26 protein-coding genes are annotated in these 23,361 nt (G+C 35.4%); 21 read left to right on the top strand and 5 right to left on the bottom strand.

Annotated elements, in window-relative coordinates:
• Nucleotides 1-24 precede the first annotated feature (24 nt).
• The gene (locus AMD00_RS17245) at nt 25-375 is read right to left on the bottom strand and encodes a YybH family protein (protein ID WP_053418216.1); all 351 of its coding nucleotides are present in this window, start codon (nt 373-375) and stop codon (nt 25-27) included.
• Nucleotides 376-569: 194 nt separating this feature from the next.
• Here AMD00_RS17245 and AMD00_RS17240 point away from each other — a divergent pair, with 194 nt between their 5' ends.
• From AMD00_RS17240 to AMD00_RS17200, 9 genes are all read left to right on the top strand, one after another.
• Nucleotides 570-1,187 (top strand): NAD(P)-dependent oxidoreductase, encoded by a 618-nt coding sequence (locus AMD00_RS17240; protein WP_053418215.1) that lies wholly within the window; start codon nt 570-572, stop codon nt 1,185-1,187.
• 40 nt (nt 1,188-1,227) lie between these two features.
• Entirely contained in the window at nt 1,228-1,902 is a 675-nt protein-coding gene (locus AMD00_RS17235) for an ankyrin repeat domain-containing protein (protein WP_083446266.1), read from the top strand.
• Nucleotides 1,903-2,049: 147 nt separating this feature from the next.
• Nucleotides 2,050-2,430 (top strand): GntR family transcriptional regulator, encoded by a 381-nt coding sequence (locus AMD00_RS17230; RefSeq protein WP_053418214.1) that lies wholly within the window; start codon nt 2,050-2,052, stop codon nt 2,428-2,430.
• Complete coding sequence (locus tag AMD00_RS17225) at nt 2,430-3,329, top strand: ATP-binding cassette domain-containing protein (protein ID WP_053418213.1); 900 nt, start codon at nt 2,430-2,432, stop codon at nt 3,327-3,329. The genes AMD00_RS17230 and AMD00_RS17225 overlap by 1 nt, the downstream gene beginning before the upstream one ends.
• Entirely contained in the window at nt 3,313-4,047 is a 735-nt protein-coding gene (locus AMD00_RS17220; RefSeq protein ID WP_053418212.1) for a hypothetical protein, read from the top strand. Before AMD00_RS17225 ends, AMD00_RS17220 begins: the two co-directional genes overlap by 17 nt.
• The gene (locus AMD00_RS17215; protein ID WP_053418211.1) at nt 4,044-4,799 is read left to right on the top strand and encodes a hypothetical protein; all 756 of its coding nucleotides are present in this window, start codon (nt 4,044-4,046) and stop codon (nt 4,797-4,799) included. The genes AMD00_RS17220 and AMD00_RS17215 overlap by 4 nt, the downstream gene beginning before the upstream one ends.
• 23 nt (nt 4,800-4,822) lie before the next feature.
• Entirely contained in the window at nt 4,823-5,548 is a 726-nt protein-coding gene (locus AMD00_RS17210; RefSeq protein ID WP_053418210.1) for a hypothetical protein, read from the top strand.
• Entirely contained in the window at nt 5,545-6,276 is a 732-nt protein-coding gene (locus AMD00_RS17205) for a hypothetical protein (protein ID WP_053418209.1), read from the top strand. Before AMD00_RS17210 ends, AMD00_RS17205 begins: the two co-directional genes overlap by 4 nt.
• Before the next feature lie 80 nt (nt 6,277-6,356).
• The gene (locus AMD00_RS17200; RefSeq protein ID WP_053418208.1) at nt 6,357-7,172 is read left to right on the top strand and encodes a metallophosphoesterase; all 816 of its coding nucleotides are present in this window, start codon (nt 6,357-6,359) and stop codon (nt 7,170-7,172) included.
• Nucleotides 7,173-7,221: 49 nt separating this feature from the next.
• Here AMD00_RS17200 and AMD00_RS17195 read toward each other — a convergent pair whose 3' ends face one another.
• Nucleotides 7,222-8,364 (bottom strand): FAD-dependent monooxygenase, encoded by a 1,143-nt coding sequence (locus AMD00_RS17195; protein ID WP_053418207.1) that lies wholly within the window; start codon nt 8,362-8,364, stop codon nt 7,222-7,224.
• 200 nt (nt 8,365-8,564) lie between these two features.
• Between AMD00_RS17195 and AMD00_RS17190 the strand changes: the two genes are divergently transcribed.
• The 3 genes from AMD00_RS17190 (at nt 8,565) to AMD00_RS17180 (ending at nt 12,228) form a co-directional block, all read left to right on the top strand.
• Nucleotides 8,565-9,887 carry a hypothetical protein gene (locus AMD00_RS17190; RefSeq protein WP_053418206.1) on the top strand — a complete coding sequence of 441 codons (1,323 nt, stop codon included), beginning with the start codon at nt 8,565-8,567 and terminating at the stop codon, nt 9,885-9,887.
• A 225-nt stretch (nt 9,888-10,112) separates the two neighbouring features.
• Nucleotides 10,113-11,390 (top strand): dicarboxylate/amino acid:cation symporter, encoded by a 1,278-nt coding sequence (locus AMD00_RS17185; protein WP_053418205.1) that lies wholly within the window; start codon nt 10,113-10,115, stop codon nt 11,388-11,390.
• Nucleotides 11,391-11,493: 103 nt separating this feature from the next.
• Entirely contained in the window at nt 11,494-12,228 is a 735-nt protein-coding gene (locus AMD00_RS17180) for a sulfite exporter TauE/SafE family protein (RefSeq protein ID WP_053418204.1), read from the top strand.
• 143 nt (nt 12,229-12,371) lie between these two features.
• On the opposite strand, the gene AMD00_RS17175 is transcribed toward AMD00_RS17180, so the two are convergent.
• Nucleotides 12,372-13,559 carry a serine-tRNA(Ala) deacylase AlaX gene (locus AMD00_RS17175; RefSeq protein ID WP_053418203.1) on the bottom strand — a complete coding sequence of 396 codons (1,188 nt, stop codon included), beginning with the start codon at nt 13,557-13,559 and terminating at the stop codon, nt 12,372-12,374.
• A 117-nt stretch (nt 13,560-13,676) separates the two neighbouring features.
• Here AMD00_RS17175 and AMD00_RS17170 point away from each other — a divergent pair, with 117 nt between their 5' ends.
• The 9 genes from AMD00_RS17170 (at nt 13,677) to AMD00_RS17135 (ending at nt 21,761) form a co-directional block, all read left to right on the top strand.
• Nucleotides 13,677-13,967 carry a DUF6509 family protein gene (locus tag AMD00_RS17170; RefSeq protein ID WP_053418202.1) on the top strand — a complete coding sequence of 97 codons (291 nt, stop codon included), beginning with the start codon at nt 13,677-13,679 and terminating at the stop codon, nt 13,965-13,967.
• 115 nt (nt 13,968-14,082) lie between these two features.
• On the top strand, nt 14,083-15,228 hold the full coding sequence (locus AMD00_RS17165; protein ID WP_053418201.1) for a VanZ family protein: 1,146 nt from the start codon (nt 14,083-14,085) through the stop codon (nt 15,226-15,228).
• A gap of 169 nt (nt 15,229-15,397) precedes the next feature.
• Entirely contained in the window at nt 15,398-16,165 is a 768-nt protein-coding gene (locus AMD00_RS17160; protein ID WP_053418344.1) for an ABC transporter ATP-binding protein, read from the top strand.
• On the top strand, nt 16,152-18,062 hold the full coding sequence (locus AMD00_RS17155; protein WP_053418200.1) for an ABC transporter permease: 1,911 nt from the start codon (nt 16,152-16,154) through the stop codon (nt 18,060-18,062). The genes AMD00_RS17160 and AMD00_RS17155 overlap by 14 nt, the downstream gene beginning before the upstream one ends.
• A 5-nt stretch (nt 18,063-18,067) precedes the next feature.
• Nucleotides 18,068-18,427 carry a YxeA family protein gene (locus tag AMD00_RS17150; protein ID WP_053418199.1) on the top strand — a complete coding sequence of 120 codons (360 nt, stop codon included), beginning with the start codon at nt 18,068-18,070 and terminating at the stop codon, nt 18,425-18,427.
• A 450-nt stretch (nt 18,428-18,877) separates the two neighbouring features.
• Nucleotides 18,878-19,036 (top strand): hypothetical protein, encoded by a 159-nt coding sequence (locus AMD00_RS23325; RefSeq protein WP_245639546.1) that lies wholly within the window; start codon nt 18,878-18,880, stop codon nt 19,034-19,036.
• Nucleotides 19,037-20,641: a gamma-glutamyltransferase family protein gene (locus tag AMD00_RS17145; RefSeq protein WP_053418198.1), complete on the top strand. Its 1,605-nt coding sequence runs from the start codon at nt 19,037-19,039 to the stop codon at nt 20,639-20,641.
• Entirely contained in the window at nt 20,638-21,231 is a 594-nt protein-coding gene (locus AMD00_RS17140) for a chromate transporter (protein ID WP_407701125.1), read from the top strand. The genes AMD00_RS17145 and AMD00_RS17140 overlap by 4 nt, the downstream gene beginning before the upstream one ends.
• Entirely contained in the window at nt 21,228-21,761 is a 534-nt protein-coding gene (locus tag AMD00_RS17135; protein ID WP_053418197.1) for a chromate transporter, read from the top strand. The genes AMD00_RS17140 and AMD00_RS17135 overlap by 4 nt, the downstream gene beginning before the upstream one ends.
• A gap of 267 nt (nt 21,762-22,028) precedes the next feature.
• On the opposite strand, the gene AMD00_RS17130 is transcribed toward AMD00_RS17135, so the two are convergent.
• Both AMD00_RS17130 and AMD00_RS17125 read right to left on the bottom strand, forming a co-directional pair.
• Nucleotides 22,029-22,685, bottom strand: coding sequence for an amino acid ABC transporter permease (locus AMD00_RS17130; protein ID WP_053418196.1), 657 nt, complete (start codon nt 22,683-22,685; stop codon nt 22,029-22,031).
• 15 nt (nt 22,686-22,700) lie between these two features.
• Nucleotides 22,701-23,354 (bottom strand): amino acid ABC transporter permease, encoded by a 654-nt coding sequence (locus AMD00_RS17125; protein WP_053418195.1) that lies wholly within the window; start codon nt 23,352-23,354, stop codon nt 22,701-22,703.
• Between the last annotated feature and the right edge of the window lie 7 nt (nt 23,355-23,361).

Below are 23,361 nucleotides of genomic sequence, written 5' to 3'. Positions count from 1 at the left end.
AAAGTATCTTATTGATCATTACTTTTAAGAGCTTAAATGCTCATGAACTAGAAGCCATTTATCCGCTTCTTTTACAAAAATATTAGTGGCTCTTCCTTTGCCACATAAATACTCATCATTAATATATCCCTCATAGAAATATGTATAAATACAAGTTGCAGAGCTTTCTTTTTGATCTAACCATACAACATCATGTGCTTCGTAATTTTCATTCTTTACTATTGACCAAGCATTTTCAAAGTATTGTTGGATTTCTTCGTGACATGTGCAAGTCTGGTCTGAGAAGAAATATACAGCATTAGGATGTAACAATTTTTTTACTTGTTTAAAATCGTGCGTATTTGTAGCTTGAATATAATTATCTAATATTTGCATGTAAGCCCTCCTATAGATTGTTAAAAATAGTATACTAACCCCTAAATCTCTTGTCTAATTTACACAAATAAAATTCCCCATCGTAGAGCATTCTATTATTTCGAACAAAACAAACAATGCTAAACTATAAAGAAGACGAAAAAATAATAAACCATCTCATAAATCACCAATTATCAAAAAGGGAGCCTTACCATATGAAAATCACAATCTTCGGTGCAACCGGACGCGTAGGAAATGAAGTATTACAACGTACCTTAGCTGAAGGGCATGAAGTTAAGGTACTCGTACGTTCACTAGAAAAATTGCCAGCACATCCAAATCTCCAAAAGATTAAAGGTGATGTTAAAAATTTTGAAGATACTGTCCAAGCTATGGAGCAGGCAGATGCAGTAATAAGTGCCATTGGTACGGACAAATCGACAACATTATCAGAAGGCGTCCCAAATATTATTAGGGCGATGGAGCAACTAAATGTAAAAAGAATCGTCACAATCGGTACAGCCGGCATTTTAGATAGCCGCGCTGAAAGAGGAAAACTACGCTTCCAATCATCTGAATCTAAACGAAAGCTTACTTTTGCGGCAGAGGAACATGCGAAAGCATTTCGTGCATTAGAAGCATCGGATTTAGATTGGACAATTGCTTGTCCAACCTATTTACCTGATGGATCAGCTATTGGTGTATATCGTACAGAAAGAAATATGCTACCACTAAACGGTGAGAAAATTACAGTTGGTGACACCGCTCACTTCGTTTATAAGGAATTATTCCAAAATGAATTTAAACACTCACGTGTCGGTTTGGCATACTAATTTGGAAAAATAGTTTCACAAAGAGGAATGGTGAAATCATATGGGAATGCGTAATAAAGCAATTTTTGCGGCTGTATCATTAGGGTTAGCGTTTGCAGGTTATGTGACAGTTAAGAAAGTAGGGGTACAGATGTCATTATTTGAAGCTGTTGAGAAACAAGATAGTAATGCTGTAAAAAAAGCGCTGAAATCTGAACAAGATATTAATACACAAGATAGTAAAGGACGCACAGCGCTAATGATTGCGACATATAATAACGACGTGAAATCGGCGAAATTTCTAATTGAAGCAGGAGCCGATGTAAATATTCAAGATGATATGCAAAACTCGCCATTTTTATATGCAGGAGCAGAAGGTTATTTGGATATTTTAAAGCTAACTACAAAAGCCGGTGCGGATCCTAAAATTACCAATCGCTATGGTGGTATTGCTTTAATTCCAGCTTCTGAGCACGGCTATGTTGATGTTGTGAAATTTTTATTAACAGAAACAAATAGTGATGTGAATCATATTAATAACCTTGGGTGGACGGCATTATTAGAAGCAATTATCTTAGGCGATGGCGGTAAAAAACAACAAGAAACTGTTCGTATTTTGTTAGAGCATGGAGCTAATCCAAACCTTGCTGATAGAGATGGTGTCACACCACTTGAGCATGCAGAAAAGCTGGGCTACAAAGAGATTGAAAAACTATTAAGAAAAGCTCGATATTAATATATTTATTTCGATTAAGTAAGACTCGTCATAATGACGGGTCTTTTTTTATTTTTACAAATACTTGTTTACTTTACCTAAATAATCCAGTATAGTACATTACAACAGTAATGTACTGATGAGCATTGAAGGAAGGAGGGCTTCGATTTGCAATTAAATAGTGATGGCACAAAGCCGATTTATGTACAAATAGCTGAGTGGCTTGAAAATGAAATCATTGCGGACCATTTAAAGACGGATGATAAAGTGTACTCTCAATACCAGTTGGCAGAACTATTCAACATCAATCCAGCAACGGCTGGTAAAGGCTTAACCTTACTTTTGGAAGAACAAATAGTGTACAAGAAGAGGGGGCTTGGCATGTTTGTAACAGCAGAAGCGAAGAAAATGATTTTAGAGAAACGACGTAATGAACGACTAACATTAATGATCCAAGAGATTGTGTTAGAAGCGAAGCGCCTCATGGTATCAGAGGATGAGTTAATCACTTTAATAAAACGAGCGAGTAGTAAAGAGGAGGGAAAATAATGTCGGTTATCCAATGCGAAAATATAGAAAAGAAATTCCGTAAAAAGAAGGCCTTACAAAATATTACTTTCCAAATTGAGGATGAGAAGATTACTGGACTAGTTGGCCGCAATGGGACGGGAAAAACAACATTGTTGCGTATTTTAGCTGGTTTTACGAAGCAAACTTCGGGCACAGTTACAGTCTTTGATAAAACACCGTTCAATAACCTCTTTGTTTCAGCAAATAGCATTCTCATCAATGATCAAATGCAATTCCCTGGTTCATTTAATCTACAAGACATTCTGAACTATGCAACCGAATTTTACGGGAAATGGGATGCAGAGCTAGCAGCTCGTTTACTACAATACTTCCGTTTAAACCCACAATCCTATCATTCGGATTTATCAAAAGGGATGAAAAATACCTTCAATTTTATATTTGGTTTAGCTACACGCTGTGATGTGACGTTATTCGATGAGCCGATCAATGGTATGGATGAAGCAGTTCGCAAGGACGTTTATCGTGCATTATTAAAAGATTATCTGGCTTATCCAAGAACGATAATTATTTCGAGTCACTTCCTTGATGAAATGGAGCATTTACTTGAAGATATTTTACTTCTTGATGAAGGAAAAGTGGCTTTGCATAAATCTTTAGATGAGCTGCGTGAGTATGCAGTAGGTTTGCTAGGACCAACAGAAGCAATAAAGAGGTGGACAGCTGGACTTGAAGTATTACATGAAAAGCAAGTAGTTAGTAATCAGATGTACACCGTTCTAAAAGCACAGGATTGCACGTTTAATGAACAGCAACTACTGCAAGAAGGAATTGCATTTATGCCTGTATCTGCAAATGACCTTTGCTTGTATTTAACGAACTCACGAACGGGGGATATTGACGATGTCTTTAACGAATAAAACCTTTGCAGAGACGCTACAGGTTCAAGTGAAATTTAAACTCCATGCTTATTTAGGGATGATCGTATACTTAATCATGGTGCAAATTGTTGGCATACTAATGTCACTTATGGGTCCAACAGGGATGTCGTCTGTCTCAAGTTTTATTGATATCAATGCTGAGATGTATACACCAACTGTTTTGATTTTTCTATCCAATTTATGGGCGTTTTATGTAGGGTTACTTATGACACGCCATGATCAACGTGCAGATATAATGCCATTTGTTTCGACACGTATTATGAGCAGTATAGGCGATGTAGTTGTATTGGTAGCGTTGGCAGTTTACGCGGGTATTACGGCAATGCTATCTAATTATGTTGTACGAATAGTAATCTTGTTGAAATCGAATAAGCATATGCTATCTGATGAAAATATGTTCAGTGCACCAGAAGTATTTATAGAAAATTTAGTGGCTTTTATATTCTTCATTTTATGTTTTGCTGCAGTCGGTTATTTTTTAGGTATGATAGCTCAGAAATCTAAAAAAGTGTTGTTTATAATCGTAGCTGTATTCTTTTCAATGTTGTTTACATCATTTGGTCAAGAGATTCTACTAGGTACTATTAAGATTGCCCAATTTGGTTTGTTCTCATTTATGGGTGTGATGATTATATTGAGTGCTTCTTGCTTTATAGTAGCAACATTTTTGGCGGGGAATTTGGAGGTGAAGGGATGACTAACTTTGGTATACTTTCAATCCTATTTCTACTTTTAATTATTTTTATAGTGGTGTTATTTATAAAATCAATGTCTAAACATATGAGATTAAATCAAAGGCCACTTAAAATTTTTATCGCGTTTTATACTACTGTTCTTATTATTGCACCAATCATTTATCTTGTTTTGCCAAAAACAGAGGTGACAATACTAACAGATAAAATGCAAAAAAAGTTAAGTTTAGAAAACCAAATGCTGTACAATGCACTATTCGAGAATAAAACTGCAGAATTTGATGAGAAATTTTTAGTTAATGAATGGTCTCGTGAGATTAAAGAAAAAGAAATATTTTTGAAGATGATGAATCCAGAAGAAGGCTCTCAAGTAGGTATCATAGTACAACAATCAGATGCATTAAGTAATCAAATAACCGGGAAATTATACCGGAAAAATTATTTTGTCGAAGAAATACATTTAAGAAATTTTGATTCAGTAAATATCAATATTGTAGATACATTAAACGAACCAATAATAACATGGGAAGATGCAACAACATTGGTTGTTAAAAATCCACCAAACAAAAAGTTATCTTTTGTCTCAGTGAGTGATGCGACTGATATAATCGCATTTAATAATGAGGATAGTAGGAAAAATGAGTCGACAGTAGTAAAGATAAAAGAGTGGGAATATGCAGGTCCGTATTATTTACTTATTACTGTCCCTAAAAATATAAAAGTGTGGTCGGACGAAGGACTACGCATCTATAAATAAGTTTGTAAGAAGGGGGAATCGTAATGACTTTGACGACGAAGGCTATCAAGAATCAAATAAAGTTGAAGCTTACTGTCCATGCTGACATGCTTGTCTATTTAATTGTATTACAAATAATAGGTATGATACTTTTCGCGTTTAGTGGTTCTGGCTCGATGGGGAGGGGATCAGTAAATTTCTCGTTAAAATTTATTATTTATTCACCTGCTGGACTTTTCATGCTTTCTGCACTCTGGATATTCTATGTAGCAATCACATTAACACGAAAGGAAACACGTCGTGAAATATTGCCTTATATACGAACTCCGAAGATCAATAGCATAACGGATATTATTATTTTAATATATATGAGCGCATTTTTAACTTTTACAATTATGTTATCAAATTATCTTTTATATGCCATATTAATTTTATTTACTAAGAAAGAATTTGTTGAAGGTATGACTATCTTTAATGAGCCGAAAGTGTTCTTTATCAATACAGTTGCTGTTTTTATAGTGAGTATGGTTATTGCAGCTATCGGATATTTAATCGGAACACTGATACAAATTTCGAAGCTTTTTATCTTAGTATTTATCGCGCTTTTTATTGGTTATAATAGTTCGAAACTTAGCATGTTCATCGTTAATTATTTTTACGAGCAAAATCCAACCTTTTTTCCATTTGCCATTTTTAATATTGTTATCATCACTTTTTGCTTATTCATAGCAAATGTCATCGGTTCTCGTATGGAGGTGAAGGGAACATGAGTTTATGGTTTATAACAATGATGCCGTTTATTATCTATTTGCTAATTACGATTATAGTAGTTCGTTTTATTTTCAAAAAAGCGAAACATTTCCAGTTAACCAAACGTCCTACGAAAATAATCATAGGTATATATATTGTATTACTCGTTGCATCCGTAGCTTTATATCCAGCTCTTACATCATCAAATTCTTTATATTTAACAGATGAAAAGGCGAAAAAACAGCTCAAGTTAAATAAAGTTTTCGAACAAAATGCTTTAGCAAATAAGCTAACCGAGGAAGACGAAAAATATTTAGTAGATAAGTGGACGTATATTTTAAAAGGGGGAGAATTGTACTTAAAACAAGTATCTCCTGACGAATATATTAATGAACAAGTAATTGTTCATTGGACTGATAATCGAAAACAGCAAATTGAAGGTAAGGTCTATAAAACACGGAATATCCTGAGCAATATGGATTTTTCAGAGAAAGTTAAACCAACTATGATTAGCTGGTCAGATGAGCATACATTAAATTTTGAAAATCCTGATTCATATACATTCGAAGGTAATCTTTTCACAGATGAAATTGGTCTTTTCCCATTTGCTAACAGAGGTTTTGACCCATTTGATTTTGATAAAAATATCGGTGCTGATGGTTCTACTTATGTTATTCTGAAAGTTCCGAAACATATTAATGTAATAGACGAAAATGGTTTGAGAATGTACCCACCAGTTGAATATTGATGCCAAGTGAATACAGTTGATAGTGTTGTGGTAATAATTGTAATGAAGAAACAAGAAATTAAAGAAACGAGCGATGACCATTGAAAAAGATTTTACGTATTATTATCGGATTAGTACTGGTTGTGATTTTTTGTATTATAAACAATAAATGGCTAGTCACAACAACGTATAAAATAGAGTCTAAGAAATTACCAAAATCTTTTGATGGTATGCGTATCGTTCAAGTTTCTGATTTACATGATGCTACATTTGGCAATAAGCAGGATCGCCTTATTAAAAAAGTTCAAAATGCAAAGCCTGATGCTATTTTCTTAACAGGAGATGTCATTGACCGCAATCGCTATGATTTAGAGGGCAGCATACATGCTGTCGCTGGTTTTGTGGAAATAGCGCCGGTTTATTATGTTACAGGTAATCATGAAATAGCTGTAAATAAAGTTTCTGAAATTAAAGGAGCTCTTACTGAACTGGGCGTTAATGTATTATCAAACGGTACCCTGCCATTTGAAAAAGATGGAGAAATAATTCAAATTGTAGGCATTGAAGACCCACTAGCTGGAACAGATACACAAGCAATGTTAGATACTGCACTTCTCCAACAATCAAAGGGTAGTTTTAAGCTTTTACTAGCTCATCGACCTGAATACATGAAAATCTATGCTGAAAATAATATTGATATAGCTTTTTCCGGCCATGCACATGGCGGACAATTCCGTTTGCCAGGTGTTGGTGGTCTTATCGCACCAGGGCAAGGATTCTTTCCGAAATATACAGCTGGTACAGTTGAGGTCGATCATATGACACAAGTTATTAGTCGGGGACTTGGTAATAGTCTAATGCCTGTTCGCTTACTAAATTTACCTGAGATTGTTGTGGTGGAATTACATTCGATATAATAAAAAAATTGCTAGGTACTGATAAGCATTTCAGCGCTTAGCGATTTTTTTATTTTAATTTCACATCAAATAGGAATTTTAATCTCCACAGTAAAGCCTTTGACGGTATAAATGGAAAGGCTATATCTCGTGCTTTAGCTAAAATCGGGGAAGAAAATTGAGCGCTCCAACCAATTTGACGCGAAAGTGAGATTACTTTTGCTGTACGAGCTACGCGTTCGTTTTCATAGTGTTGGAGAGCGTCTTTAAAATCAGTGAATTCAGCAAGAGCTGTCGATAAAACAAGTGCATCCTCAATCGATTGCCCAGCACCTTGGCCCATATTTGGCGTTGTAGCATGTGCAGCATCTCCCAACAAAACAATACGTCCATAAGCGAACTTCTTCAGAGGACGGATATCTTTTAAATCATGATGTAAAATAACATCTGGCTTTGTATCAAGTATAAGGTCAGCTACGTGAGCAGGAAATTTTTCAAACAAACGAGCGATTTCTTTCCGACCTAAGGTGTGATAAAAAGTATCATTTTCGTGTGCATTGACACAGGCAAACCAGTAAACTTGTCCATTTTTCAAGGGGGCATAGCCAAAACGTCCAGAAGTTGCCCATATTTCACAAGATGTATGTTCATCAACACCCCCATTGTTTTCAGCTACACCACGCCAGCACATATAACCGGCATAACGTGGAGCAGAGTCAGGTATAAGTTTTTGCCGAATAGGTGAGTGAATGCCATCTGCCGCAATGAGCAAATCAGCTGTCACATATGTTCCATCTTCAAAAAAAGCTGTTACTTGAGTATCTTCAGACACAACGTCTATACATTTCTTACTATATTGCACTGTTCCTTCAACTAAAGTTTCTAATAAAGTACTATGTAAATCAGACCGTTGAATCGTAATGTTTTCCTGTCCGTAAAGTCGTTTAATAGCACTAAAATCAATTGTGTTCAATATCTTTCCACTGCTGTTTTGAAACACTTGAGTTGTCAAAGTCGTCCCATTTGTATAAACCTTTTCTCCAACGCCCATTTTCATAAGTGCCTGCATGGCATTTGAACCAATGCCAATACCGGCACCAACGGGTAGGAAAGTAGGTGCGGCTTCGAAAACTTCAACTTCAATTTGTCTTTTTTGAAGACCAACTGCAGCACATAAACCTCCGATGCCGCCACCAATGATTGCAATTTTCAACTATACTCAGACCTTTCAGAAAAGAATTATGTACTATAATTATAGGTTATAACAGAGACAGTTGTACCTATTATGCTTTCGTTTCATAAATAGGACTAGTCGCAACTACATTAAATTGTTAAAATATTCATACAGATGGAGTCGGTAGTTATACGTTCACATAACCGATAATTACTACTAAAAGGAGGGCGACATGTAAAGTGAACAATTATTATGTACAAAATAGAGTGTCCCTACCTGAACAACACCCAAATCAAACTGGTGAAAATAACATATTAGAGCCTTTTTTAGATGTGGAAACGGTAAAACACTTAAAGAAAAAATATATTGCGGAAGTACAGGAGCGTTTACCAATGTATTTTTCTGCAGATAAGAGAATGAAAATGCAATCGCTTACAGAAGAGCAATTTCAACAACAGGGGCTGCCAAAAGAAATTTTTTGGAAGATGGTCGAATTTAATGTGAGTACAAAAGGTGGGATTTCTTTTGAGCGACTTCCTGCTATTGGCGAGCATCTCGATTATTTAGCTTCCGAATATATCACATATAAAATGCGCATCGAACGTGATTTTGAAAGCGAAGACCAAGTAGCACAGCTTGCTAAACTGGATGAAATTTTTGGCCGTGGGTTTACAAGAATGTCGAATGCTTTTATTGATTATGTCGGCGCTTTTTTTGAAAAAAATGAAGTAGTAGGAGAATCAGCTTTAATGGAGCAATCGATTAAAGGGATTTATCAATATAAACTTGCTAAATACGGAAATTTTGTCGTAGCAAATCCGGATTACGCATTTATTAAAGGTACACCAGATGCGTGGTTGGAAAGAGACTCATATTTTATGGGGGATATTCTACGATTAGTGATAGCTAAAATAGATGAGAATCGTATTAAAATTAAAGAAAACCCGTATACAACATTGGAATTAAATGCAGTAGCGACTTTTTATCAAGCAGTTCAACGCAGGTTAGCTAACCAAAAATCAACTTCCGTTAGCGAGGAGCAACTAGGAATAGAGCTTGGATTTTTAGGTATGAAATTAGAACTGCTGATTCAAAAAGACGGCGTATCTCCTGAGTTAGCAAGTAAAATGGAGACTGCGTATGTATCATTTTTCAACTACAAAATAGAAGACATAAATCAACGTCAAGAAGAGACGAAAAATAATCCGTATACTAGAAATCGAGAAGCATTTAGCGAGTTGAATTGTGAAATGGTTGAGAATTGGGCAAAACGTTTGCGTAATAGCTTACAAGAAGAAAGTCCTCAGCAAGTATTTGAAGCAACAGTTTTATCAGCCTACAATGTATTCCAAGAGAAAGTGCAACAAGTGAGTAAATTAGAACGCTACCAAGAGCAAAATGATTGGAATACGTTTTATGAGGAATCGCCAACGAATAATTACCAAGTTGCGCTACCAGATGTATTTTGTTATAACGCATTAATAGCCGATTGGAATAAATTCATATCTGAAATAATCGTCGATCAGAAGATGCTTTTCATTAAAGATAAAATTAAAAAATAGTCGTTTCTCTTTGTAGATTTTTTATTTGAAAAAAGTTTAGGAATTTGAACTAGAGGGTAGTTGTTAATTACCCATTTAAAAAATTCCTTTTGCCAATCGTTAAGTTTTAAGTAAATAGTTAGTTAAAATGCCCGCATGTGAAAATAGTCAACTCTATATCACAGCGGGCATTTTCTATAATTTTTATTTAGAAGTTTGTATTCCATTAAATGAGGAGGGAAAAAGATGAAGCTAGCTCGTAATATTATTATTGCTCTCATATTAGGTGCGTTAGTTGGTATAGGGATGAATATGTGGGCTGAGGATATCTTTCCTAAGGTCGATCAATACTTCTTTAGCCCATTAGGTACCATTTTCTTGAGTCTTATTAAAATGCTTGTAGTGCCACTTGTGTTTTTCTCCATTATTTTAGGAACTGCGAATATTGGTGATCCGAAGAAATTGGGTCGTATAGGTATTAAAACGATAGTCTTTTTCTTATTGACCACAGCAATAGCTATTATTTTAGCGATTGGCTTAGCATCGATAATTCAACCAGGGAATATCGGGCAGTTCGAAACAACAGGCTTAGAATATAAAGCAGACAAAGCCCCGCCTATATCAGAAACGTTTCTTTCTATTATTCCAACAAACCCTATACAAGCAATGGTAGAAGGAAATATGCTGCAAATTATTTTTTTCGCTGTCTTTGTAGGTATAGCTATTAGCTACCTTGGAAGCAAAGCAAATACTTTATTGAAAGTGATAAACCAGGGAAATGAAGTCATGATGACTTTAGTGAACATCGTGATGAAGTTTGCTCCATACGGTACATTTGGTTTACTTGCTTCTGCCATCGGTAAACAAGGGTTAGGTGCCATCAAAGCTATGGGACTTTATATGATTGTGGTTATACTCGCACTTATTTTGCATATGATCATTGTTTATGGTACAGCTATATCGTTATTAAGTCGTAGAAATCCGGTTCAATTTTTCAAAGACTTCTTCCCAGCTATGACCGTGGCCTTCAGTACATCAAGTAGTAGTGCAACATTGCCTGTATCAATGGAGATAGCTCAGAAGAAGATGGGGATTCCTAAGGCTATTAGTAGTTTTGTCCAACCTTTAGGTGCGACAGTGAATATGGATGGCACCGCTATAATGCAAGGGGTAGCAACGATCTTTATCGCTCAAGTATTCAACGTGGATTTAACTTTTGGTCAACTTGTGACGGTCGTTATTATTGCTGTACTAGCGAGTGTTGGAACCGCAGCTGTACCTGGAGCGGGACTGATTATGCTGGCAATGGTTTTACAATCTGTTGGGCTTCCAGTTGAAGGAATAGCTCTTATTATTGGTATCGACCGTTTGCTCGATATGGCACGAACCGCAGTTAATACAACAGGTGATATTACTTGTGCAGCTTATATAACAGAAAGTGAAAAGCGTAAAGGTGAAAATTTTGAAGACAGCAATTCAAATGAAGAGGATTCCTTTGAATTAGAGGGTAATAGCTCATATTAAAATGAATGGTCATCCTATGGGTGGCCATTTAATATTTACATTTATTGTTATGGCGACTTCGTATAAAATGGAAGTAGGTTGATAAGATGGAAGAAGGGGTCTTGTGTCATTTTTTATCTTCATTGTGATTGGCTTTGCTGGAAACTTTATTGGCACATTAAGCGGGGGAGGTGGATTGATTTCTTTACCTACGATGCTTCTTTATGGTTTACCCGTGCATTCTGCTATTGGAGCAAATAAAGTAGCGAATACAGTTAGTTCATTTACTAGCTTTCTAGTAATCTTTAAAGAAAAGGAAATTACATTAAAGGAAGCAGCCATCGTACTAGTCACTTGTTTATTAGGCGGAGCAACAGGAGGACTGGTTGCATCGTTGATGAGTGGAGATACATTGACCATAGTAGCCATTTTTTTATTAGGCTTTGCTTTTGTAACTTCATTATTAAAGAAAAGTAATTTTGAAGGGGAAGAACAATTTAAGCTGAATATTAAAACAGGTTCATCGTTATTTGGAATTGGTATGTATGATGGGATGTTTGGACCCGGCAGTGGTACGTTACAGATGTATTTATATGCAAGTCAGAAAATCGCTTATATCCGTGCAGTAGGCTTAAATAGGGTAGGTGTTTTTGCAGGGTGCTTTGGTAGTTCTATCACATACATTTCGACGGGGAAAATTGAATGGCCGCTGACAATTGCTTTAATGTTTGGTGGGATAATTGGTGCACAAGTTGGCATTAAAGTGGCACGTAAAATGAATGTGAAATATGTTAATCCGCTATTACGGGCTATTACGCTCTTATTAATCGTACAAATTGTTGTTAATTATTATAAGTAATTACTAAATTCATAAGTTATTTCTAATTTGCGCGGAGTGGCTATTAATCTATTAATTGGTTTAACCTATAATATAAATCCACCTCTTTATAGAAAGAGGTGGATTATTTTAATTGTAAAAAAGTGAGCTAACCGATTACCTGTTTATATAATATTGCTCATCTTCTCTAGTAATTCAGAACCCGTCATCGTATGATCGCCGCCGCCCTGTACGAAGGCATCGCTACCGCCACCTTTGCCATTTAATAGTGGTAGAACTGCTGAAGATATATCTTTCATACTCATATCAACTGCATTTGTACCACGAGCAGCGACAAACTGTAATTTCTCTCCTTGCTCAGCAACGAGAAGCACTACAGTATTTTCATTTTCAGCTATTACTAGTCGAGCTAATTTTTGCAATTCTTGAATGGAACGCTCTGCATAAACAGCACCAGTTACACCGTTGTTAGTAGCTGCTGCAAGTTCTAATGCTTCATAGGATAGTATTTGTTCTTTTGCTGCGGCTAAAGCTTTCTCTAACCCTTTTTGGACAGTTAATAGTTTAGAAACTGTATCAGCCGATTCATTTTCAGGCGTACTTGCAAGTTTAGCTACTTTGTTTAGTTCATTTTTGCGCCAGTGTAGTTCACTAAGTACGCGCCCTCCGCAAACGAAATGCACGCGTATTTTCCTTTTTTGTTTTTCAGTATGCATAATTTTAATGGCGCTAACTTGTCCAGTTGAAGTGGGATGAATACCGCCACAGCCATTATAATCGTAATTTGGAATGATAACTAGACGAATTTCCTCTGTCACACTAAGTTCTTTACGTAAGTTATATTGTTCTAATTCATCTTCTGTGACCCATTTTGTTTCAATTGGTCGATTTTCTAAAATAATTTTGTTGGCTAGAGCTTCTACTGCTACAAGTTCGTCTTCACTAATGTTTTCAATATCCAAATCAATTGTTACAGTTCCTCGCCCTAGATGGAAGCTAATGGTTTGGTAGCCGAATAGCTCAACAAATGCAGCAGTCAAAATATGCTGACCTGCATGTTGCTGCATATGATCGAATCGTCGTTCCCAATCGAGTACGCCCATTACCAATTCATCATCGTTAGGTAAAGACTCTGCAATATAATGACGAATTTCGTCGTCTACTTTCTCTACATCTACTACGGCGATACCATTTAAAGTACCTGTATCATGAGGTTGACCGCCACCAGTAGGATAGAATGCGGTATTATCAAGCACGATAAATTCGCGTCCGTCATCTTCAATCCCTTTTCTTATAATTTTTGCTGGAAACTCTTTCATCATCGCATTTTGATAGTAAAATAATGTCTGCAACGTCACCACTCCTAAATTTTTTATCGAAAAGTACAGGTAAATCAGCTAAAAACTTTACTAATCGCATTTTTGCTTTAATATTAATGATTGATACATGCAAAAGAGGAGCGATTCTTTATGGACATTTTAGCATATACAATGGATGAAATTTTAGATCCGACAAATATTATTGAAGGACAACGCTTTGAATTCTTATTAGATATCGAAGTAGATGAAGAAGACGAACTATTTGTAGAAGGTGGTCTTGAAATTCGCGCAATCGTAGGAAAAAAAGAGGACGACTATAAACTTGCGAATTACTTCATCATCGATAAAGGTACTGAAAAAATGCTTGAATTTGGATTAGAAGAAGATGAAGAAGAATTGATTTTGAGTTTTTGTAAAGAGCGTATTATAGCGGGCCAATAACAAATTGATTATGTAGCAGAAGGCATTCGATTATAGTTTAAATACTTTTAATCTGAGTGCCTTTTTTGATATGATGAGAATTATTTTAAGAATTAATGACGAAAGAGGTAGGAGCATGTCAGCATATACACAGCCAATTTACGTCGCAATGATAGTATTTCTCCTTTTGGCCGTTATTATTTTTGTACCATGGCTGATTTACACATATCGTAAATATGGATACTTGCCATTATCAACGACGCTAATTGCATTTTCATTTATTTTTTATTTTATTAGCGCATTATTTTTAGTTCTACTACCATTGCCAGAATCACGTAATACTTGTATTACACAACAACCAGGTACACAGCATTATTCATTGATGCCGTTTACCTTTATCTCAGACATGTTTAAAAATAGTGGTGTGGTTTTATCTCAGCCAAGTACATATGCATTATTGGTTAAACAGTCTGCCTTTTATCAAGCCTTTTTTAATTTCTTATTACTATTACCGTTTGGGGTATACTTACGTTATTTCTTTCAACAAAGAAAGTACTGGAAAAGGGCACTTGGTTTAACTTTTGCATTAACATTATTTTATGAAATCACACAAGTGACAGGGATTTACGGTATTTATAATTGTGCGTATCGTATTTTTGATGTGGATGATTTAATGCTTAATACATTAGGCGGCATACTTGGCTTCTTCATCGCACCTGCTATTTTGGCGATGTTCCCTTCAAAAGAGAGCATTAATGCAAAAGCGGAAAGATTGATTGCGCTTGATGATGTTCGTGCAATGTCTGTATTAATCGCATTACTTATTGATATTTTCATTATTAATCTGGTTGGGCAATTTAGCACCGCATTTACAGAATCAAATTTAATTGTGAATTTCTTAATTAATTCTATAATTATTTTTATCGCATTTTTTGCCATTCCGATTGTTTGGAATGGACATACAATAGGTTCAAAAATTATGCGCTTCCGCTATGATAGTAAAATAAGCACTATAGATACAAATAAACGTTTGTTCAAACGCTTTGGTGCTATTTATCTCACATACTTTTCTTTCTTTATACTAAGCATTTTCGCTCAAATGAACTTACAAATTGGTTCACCGTATTATAAATTAAAGGTATTTTTAGCACTGGGTACTAATTTACTTGAAATAGTATTAATAGTTGCTTTGTTCTTCCATGCATTACTAGTCGCATTTGGTAAAGGTAAAAGACGATTTTACTTTGATGAAGCATCAGACTTATACACAACGAGAAAATAAAGATAGAAAAAGACTTTCTGTAATTCGGGAAAGTCTTTTTTTATTTGAGAAAATAACAATTAATAATACCCGAAAAAGATTTAAGGTTCCTGTAAGGTTACGACAATTATGCTGTAAGGATGAGGAGATATAGTATGTATATCAACAAATGACAGCAGAGGTGACGCAAATGGAATCATTATTAAAAGTAGAAAACGTCAAAAAAATATATGGCAAAGCATCAAATGAATACACAGCGTTAGAAAATATATCATTTCAAATTGAGCATGGTGAATTCGTTGGGGTTATGGGCCCATCAGGAGCAGGGAAATCTACATTATTAAACCTTCTTGCAACAATAGATTCTCCAACAGAAGGCAAAATCTTTATGAATGATAAGGGTATTCATGATATGAAGGAAGCCGAGCTTTCAGATTTTAGACGCGATAATCTTGGTTTTATCTTTCAAGATTACAACTTGCTAGATTCACTAACTGTAAAAGAAAATATTTTATTACCGTTAGCAATTGCAAAAGTACCTGCAAAAGAAATTGAGCAACGCGTTCAAAAAATAGCTAAAGTTTTTGGAATTGAATTATTGCTTAGTCAATATCCATATCAAATTTCAGGTGGTCAAAAGCAACGTACAGCTGCAGCAAGAGCAATTGTGACAGAGCCGGCGCTCATTTTAGCTGACGAGCCAACAGGTGCATTAGATTCAAAATCCGCAACCGACTTACTAGAAAGCTTAAGTTCGCTTAATGAGAATAACGAATCAACGATTATGATGGTTACGCATGATGCATTCGCTGCAAGTTTTTGTCGCCGTATTATATTCATTAAGGATGGCCGACTTTCAAAGGAAATCTACCGTCGCAATCAAACGCGGAAAGAATTTTTCCAAGAAATTTTAGATACTTTATCTGCAATTGGGGGTAAGGTTGATGACATTATTTAGTTTAGCGAGAAAAAATATAGCACGAAATTTCTCGCAATACTTTTTGTATATAGCATCGATGGTATTCAGTATCGTCATTTACTTTACCTTCGTTACTTTAAAATATAGCGATATTGTCTCTGAGATGACGAAGTCTTCACAGAAGATGGGGTCTCTTATGAGTGGAGCGGCAGTAGTACTAATTTTCTTTGTCGCTATTTTCATCGCATATTCAAATTCATTTTTCATGAAAAAGAGAAAAAAGGAAGTAGCACTTTATGCATTATTAGGTGTTAGAAAACGTCAAATTGGTTTCATGTTATTCTTTGAAAATTTATTGCTTGGTGTATTTTCATTAGTGATAGGTGTTTTCCTAGGATTCCTTAGCTCGAAATTGTTCGTTACCGTTTTAATTCGTTTAATGGGTTATGATGTTGTCGCTCCATTTACGTTCTCAACGGAAGCAGTTATAAATACAGCATCTGTTTTCCTAATTATCTTCTTCATCACTTCATTCCAAGGATATCGTTTAATCTATCAATTTAAATTAATCGATTTATTCCATGCATCGAAAAAGGGTGAAGTAGCACCCAAACCTTCATGGGTTATAGCCATATTAGGAGTAATAAGCATTGGAACGGGTTATTGGTTAGCTTTACAGAATTTATTAACATCCGAGGCATGGCGTATTTTAGGAATGTTTACACCGCTTATTATATTAGCAACAGTTATTATAGGAACATTCCTTTTGTTCCATAGTGTTACAGGCTTTGTCTTAACTTTATTCAAACGTCGTGAAAAATGGCTTTGGAAAGGTCTACATTTAATGACCATTTCACAATTGCTTTACCGGGTTCGAGGTAACGCCCGTACATTAACTGTTATCGCTATTTTGAGTGCAACAACAGTAACTGCTGGAGGAGCGGTCTACAGTCTTTATTACAATATTAATGACAATGTAAAGCTTACTGATCCAAATACGTTTATGTACGAGCAAACAGCGAATGTCGATAACGACAAAGTAACATCTTTACTACCAACTACAAAATATGATGAAAATATCTCAGCATTATTTGTTACATTTGAAGCAAAGCAGCTAGAATCTGCAATGAGCATAGACGAAGATAAACGTATTTACACAGTAATCAATGAAACAACATACAACAAGTTAGCGAGACTTCAACAAAAAGAGGAGCTCAATTTAAAAGGCAATAAAGCGACTATTATTGATGTTCAATATCATGAAAGTCTATCGCCGAAATATGCGGGTAAGACGATTACATCGAAAAAAGGAACCGCAATTACATTAGAAGGATATCATGAAGTTCCAGTCTTAAATCTAATGGCAGGTATGACACTTGTAGTTACAGATGCGCAATATAAAGAACTTGAAAAACAAGGTGAGAGTGTGCAATTCCGTGCAATTGGAGTAGATAATGCAACAACTGATCTATCGAAGAAAATTGCTAGTGCATTACCTGAGAAAGCTCAGTTTTCAAGCGCACCAGAAGATTATCAAAGCGGTATTGAAGGAATGGGTTCACTATTATTCATTGGTAGTTTCCTTGGCCTTGTATTCTTAGCAGCTACAGGTAGTATTATCTATTTCAAAGTACTAACAGAAGCAGAGGAAGATAAGTCACAATACAATATGCTTTATAAAATGGGTGTTGGTGCTAGAGAAATGAGAAAAACAGTGGCATCTCAAGTATTTGTTATTTTCGCTGTGCCACTTGTCATCGGCCTTGCGCATAGTGCGGTAGCATTAACAGCATTTTCAAAGTTATTTTCAATGGATTTCACTAAGCCTGTCATCATATGGATGCTCGCTTATACAGCTATTTATGGAATCTATTATGTATTAACGGTTTATTCATATAATCGAATTATTACCCAAAATAATAAAAGAGAAGGATGATAATAATGAAGAAATTTTTAATTGCAATTGGCGCACTGATCCTAATTGGTGTTATAGGCATTGTAGTATTAGGGAAAATTGATTTTAATCGTATGAATGCAGATAACTATTATGTGCATATTACAGAAGATGGTTTGAAAAAAGAAGAGAAGCAATCTGATGGGAAAATATTTGTAACTTATATTTATAACTTAGAAGGTGTAAATGCAAAAGGTGAAGCAAAAACATTTGAATTTACAGCAAGTAAAAACTTACGTAAAGATGCATATTTAATGCTTTATGTAAAAGACAAAAAGGGCGTTTCTTCATATGATGAAGTTAAGCTTTCGGATATTCCAAAAGAAGCACAAGCGAAATTAAAATAACTATTTAAATAGGTTGCCACCAAATTCTAACTCACAGAATTGGTGGCAACCTTTTCATATGGTCAAAGAGAGGGGAATTAGATAAAACTTTAATATGAAATAGGTTTAAATAATTTATATGAAAATAATTTCCCGGGACATATTAATCCCTTTGTACAAATAGAATTCTTTATAAAGAAGGGGTACTCAGTTGTAGATTTATATTACTTAGAAAAAAACCTTTTATGTTTATAGGAAAATATTGTACATTTAATATGTGAAATAAGTTTCTTATCTATATAAATATCAGAATATTCTTACCTTTTTTCTTTCGAGAATATTTTCCTATATTGATTAAATGCTAGATAAAAAAATATAGGATATTATAATGGTGATGAGAATGGAGATAACAAATAGTAAAGATAAATGATATTAAAACAATAAAGTTCAACACACAAAATTCCAAGGAGTTTGCCAAATCCACCAATAGGCTGTTCATTCCATACAAGATATCCAGTATTAAAAGATATATGTACAACAGAAAAACCACAGTGGGAAGAATATACAAGCGGTCACTTCGTAGCATGTCATTATGCAGTGACTAGTATTGTGTCAGGGAGAGGTATATAAATGGATCATTTATTTCACCCGTTTACGGGAAAACGCCATACCGTATTTGGAAGAAAGGGTATGGTGGCAACTTCACAACCATTAGCTGCTCAAGCAGGACTAGAAATCTTACAAAAAGGCGGGAATGCGATTGATGCTGCCATTGCAACTGCGGCTGCATTAACAGTTGTAGAACCAACTTCAAATGGTATTGGAGGAGATGCCTTTGCATTAGTTTGGACTAAGGATCAATTACATGGTCTAAATGCATCGGGGGCAGCTCCAAAATCAATCTCAGTTGAGAAGTTACGAGAAAAAGGGTATAAAAAAATCCCTACATATGGGGTATTACCAGTTACAGTTCCAGGTGTACCAGCTGGTTGGGTAGAGCTATCTAAAAAATTTGGTAAGCTACCGTTTAAAGAAGTACTTGAACCTGCCATTCGATATGCTGAAGAGGGATATCCGGTTTCACCAGTATTAGGTAAGTTTTGGGATTCTGCGTATCGTAAATTCAAAGAAACATGTACATCAGAGGAGTTTACTAGTTGGTTTGATACATTTGCTCCGAATAATCGTGCACCGCATATCGGAGAGATGTGGTCATCTCCTGGACACGCTTCAACGTTAAGACAAATAGCAGAAACCGATGGACATGCATTTTACCATGGAGAATTAGCAGAGAAAATGGATGCATTTATGAAACAACATGGTGGCTATTTATCGAAAGAAGATTTAGCTGATTATAAAGTGGAATGGGTAGATCCAATTTCGACTACTTATAATGGTTATGATGTGTGGGAAATTCCTCCGAATGGTCAAGGGTTAATTGCGCTAATGGCTTTAAATATTTTCAAACAGACTGGAGATTCTAAGTGGCAAGATGCTGAAACAATTCATCGCCAAATTGAAGCTATGAAACTAGCATTTACTGATGGAAAGGCATTCGTGACAGAACTTGATGAAATGCCAATAGATGTACCGCATTTATTGGCAGATGAATATGCTACAAAACGAGCGGCGTTAATAGGTAAGCAGGCCATCAATCCAGAACCTTATGATTTACCTAAAGGTGGAACAGTCTATTTAGCTGCAGCTGATGAAGAGGGAAACATGATTTCATATATTCAAAGTAACTATATGGGTTTTGGCTCAGGAATTGTGATTCCCGATACGGGAATTGCATTACAAAATCGTGGGCACGATTTTTCATTGGATAAAGAACACCCCAATGTTCTTAAGCCAGAAAAACGTACATATCATACAATTATTCCGGGGTTTTTAACAAAAGAAGGACAAGCAATCGGACCATTTGGCGTGATGGGAGGATATATGCAACCACAAGGCCATTTCCAAGTGGTAACTAACACAGTTGATCATCAATTAAATCCACAAGCTACATTAGATATGCCGCGTTGGCAGTGGGTAGGAGGAAAAACTGTACATGTTGAACCAGAGTTCCCTAATTACATCGCTCAATCACTTATACGAAAAGGTCATAATGTGCAAGTGATGTCAGACGGAGGAAGTTTTGGGCGTGGACAAATTATTTGGCGAGATCCTGAAACGGGCGTATTGCAGGGTGGAACAGAATCACGTACAGATGGGGCTATTGCTACTTGGTGAAAAAAAATGAAGTGAAGTCTCAAAACAAGCGCCCTAATTTGCGACTTCATAGAGATATTGCATCCGCATTTTTTAGAGTAGGTATGCTAGGATTTGGTGGTGGACCTTCTGCTATCCCACTTGTTCATCAGGAAGTAGTGAAAAAGTATAAGTGGATGGAAGATGATGAGTTTAGTGATGTAGTAGCTCTTGCTAATACTATGCCGGGGCCAATTGGCACAAAGCTGGCGGGCTATATAGGATATAGAATAGCTGGAGTGGCAGGCGCAATAAATGCAATTTTAGTCAGCGTAGTTCCAACGATTATATTAATGATTGTATTGCTATTTTTATTGCAAACGAATAAAGATATACCTGCTGTTCAGGCAATGGCTTCAGCGGTTGTACCAGTCGTAGCTGTAATGCTTGGTATATTGGCTCTAGATTTCGTGAAAAAGTCTGGAGAATCTATGGGGTGGAAGAAAACACTCATTATTCTTTTGCTTTCATTAATTGCTATGTCTTTATTAAATATACACCCAGCTTTTGTCATCTTATCGGTCTTTATAATCGTTTTTGCTCCTCTAGTAAAAAGGAGGAATAATAAATGATTTATTGGCATATTTTTATGGCATTTTTTATTCCGGGTATTTTAGGTTATGGAGGGGGTCCATCTTCTATTCCGCTTGTACAGCAAGAGGTAGTTGAGCACTATGGATGGATGACCAATCAAGAGTTTTCAGAAATGGTCGCTGCAGGTAATGCATTACCAGGGCCTATTGCAACAAAAATGGCTGGTTTTGTTGGATATGACCAAGCCGGTATTTTAGGCATTATTGTTGCAGTTTTTGCTACAGTTGCGCCTTCTTTAATCCTAATGATAGCGTTGTTGAGCGTCTTAATGAAATACAAAGAATCACCATACGTTAAAAATTTAACGAAATATATTCGCCCAATCATAGCTGTATTATTATTAGTGATGACTTTCGATTTTGCCAAAGATGCTTGGCTAAGTATAGGTTGGATATCGACATTAATAATAATGATTGGCGCATACTTGTTATTAGAAAAGTTTAAAATACATCCAGCTTTTGTTATTTGTATTGCATTGATATATGGGATGGTATCTACACTTTTTTAAAAATTGATTCAACGAGTAATTGATTCACTATTGCTAGTTATTGTTATCGGCAAATCCAAACGAATGCAAATAATTATTATGTACTTAATACATTGGATGACGTGAAAGATAAAGAGAAGTTGTCTGATGGTAAAATATTTGTATCTTAAGTTTACAAGCAAGAAGAGAAAAATACCAAATTTGAATTAAAACGTTTGAATTCATTAAAATGCCTATAAAAAGGGTTATTCTCTAAGTCAAAATATTCGCTTGAGGAATAACTTTTTTTTAAGTTGTTTTTAATTCTAAACGTCTTGCAATTATAGACAAAGTATAGTTCACTATAAAATACATTAATGCTACTAGAATAAAGATCGGCATTACAAATTTATCACCACCTGGTTGGTTGTTAATTACGTTTGCATTATGCATAAGCTCTGGTAATGATATTACTACAGCAAGTGAAGTATCTTTTAGTAATGAAATAAACTGACTAACAATAGGAGGTACCATTCTCCGTAAAGCTTGAGGTAAAACGATATGCCACAAAGTTTGAATATAAGAAAGCCCTGAAGATCTTCCGGCTTCAATTTGCCCTTTATGAATCGAAGTTAATCCACTTCGAATCACTTCTGATAGCATCGCTGATTCAAAGATAGTTAAGGCTATAATAGCCGACATTATAATACTGAACTTTATTCCAACTTCAGGTAGGGCGAAGTGGATAAAGAAAATAATTAGTAGTAATGGTAAATTTCTAATAAGTTCAACTAACACACCAAGTATTTGCGCGAGCACTGGAATCTTTGCATAACGAATGATACCGATGACTGCAGCAATAATAAAACTGAATACAATTGCAATACTAGCAACTTGTAATGTTACTAAAAATCCTTCTAACAAAAATTTTAAATGATCTGGAGTAAATGCACCTGTAAAATTCATGTACCCAACCTCCTTTTAATTGCTCTTCGCTAGACGCTTTTCTAAATAGTTAACGCCATAACTAAGAGGCAGAGTAATAACTAAGTAAAATAAAGCAACGATAATGTAAACATCAAAAACAACATATGTACGAGCTGAAATTAAATCTGCTTGATACATTAGTTCACCAGCAGCAATAACACTTAAAATAGAAGAATTTTTGACGAGATTAATAAATTGATTACCTAGTGGTGGAATTACAATCTTTATTGCTTGAGGTAGTACAACGTAGCGCATTGTTTCGATATAAGTTAGACCTGATGAACGTGCTGCTTCTGTTTGCCCTTTATGTACCGATAAAATCCCAGCACGAACTGCTTCGGATATAAATGCAGAGGTATAAATAATCAGTGCAATTGTACCCGCTTGAAATCCATCTAACTCTATACCTAGAGTAGGGAAACCGGCATATAAAGTAAATGCAATGATTAATAGCGGAATGTTTCGGAAAAATTCAACATAAATAGTACCAATCCAATTCAAAGACTTAATTGGAGCAATTCGGAATACAGCTAGAAGAGTACCGAATAAAAAACTACCAATTAGCGCTAACAAACTAGTAAGTAGTGTGTTTTTAAATCCTTCAACATACATATCCCAGTTATTGGTCAATATCGTAAAATCCAGCATAATGAAT

Origin of the sequence: Viridibacillus arvi, from assembly GCF_001274945.1 — a bacterium.
GTDB lineage: Bacteria > Bacillota > Bacilli > Bacillales_A > Planococcaceae > Viridibacillus > Viridibacillus arvi.
The sequence above is the reverse complement of the archived record's forward strand: the minus strand, read 5'-3'. Positions and strand labels throughout refer to the sequence as shown.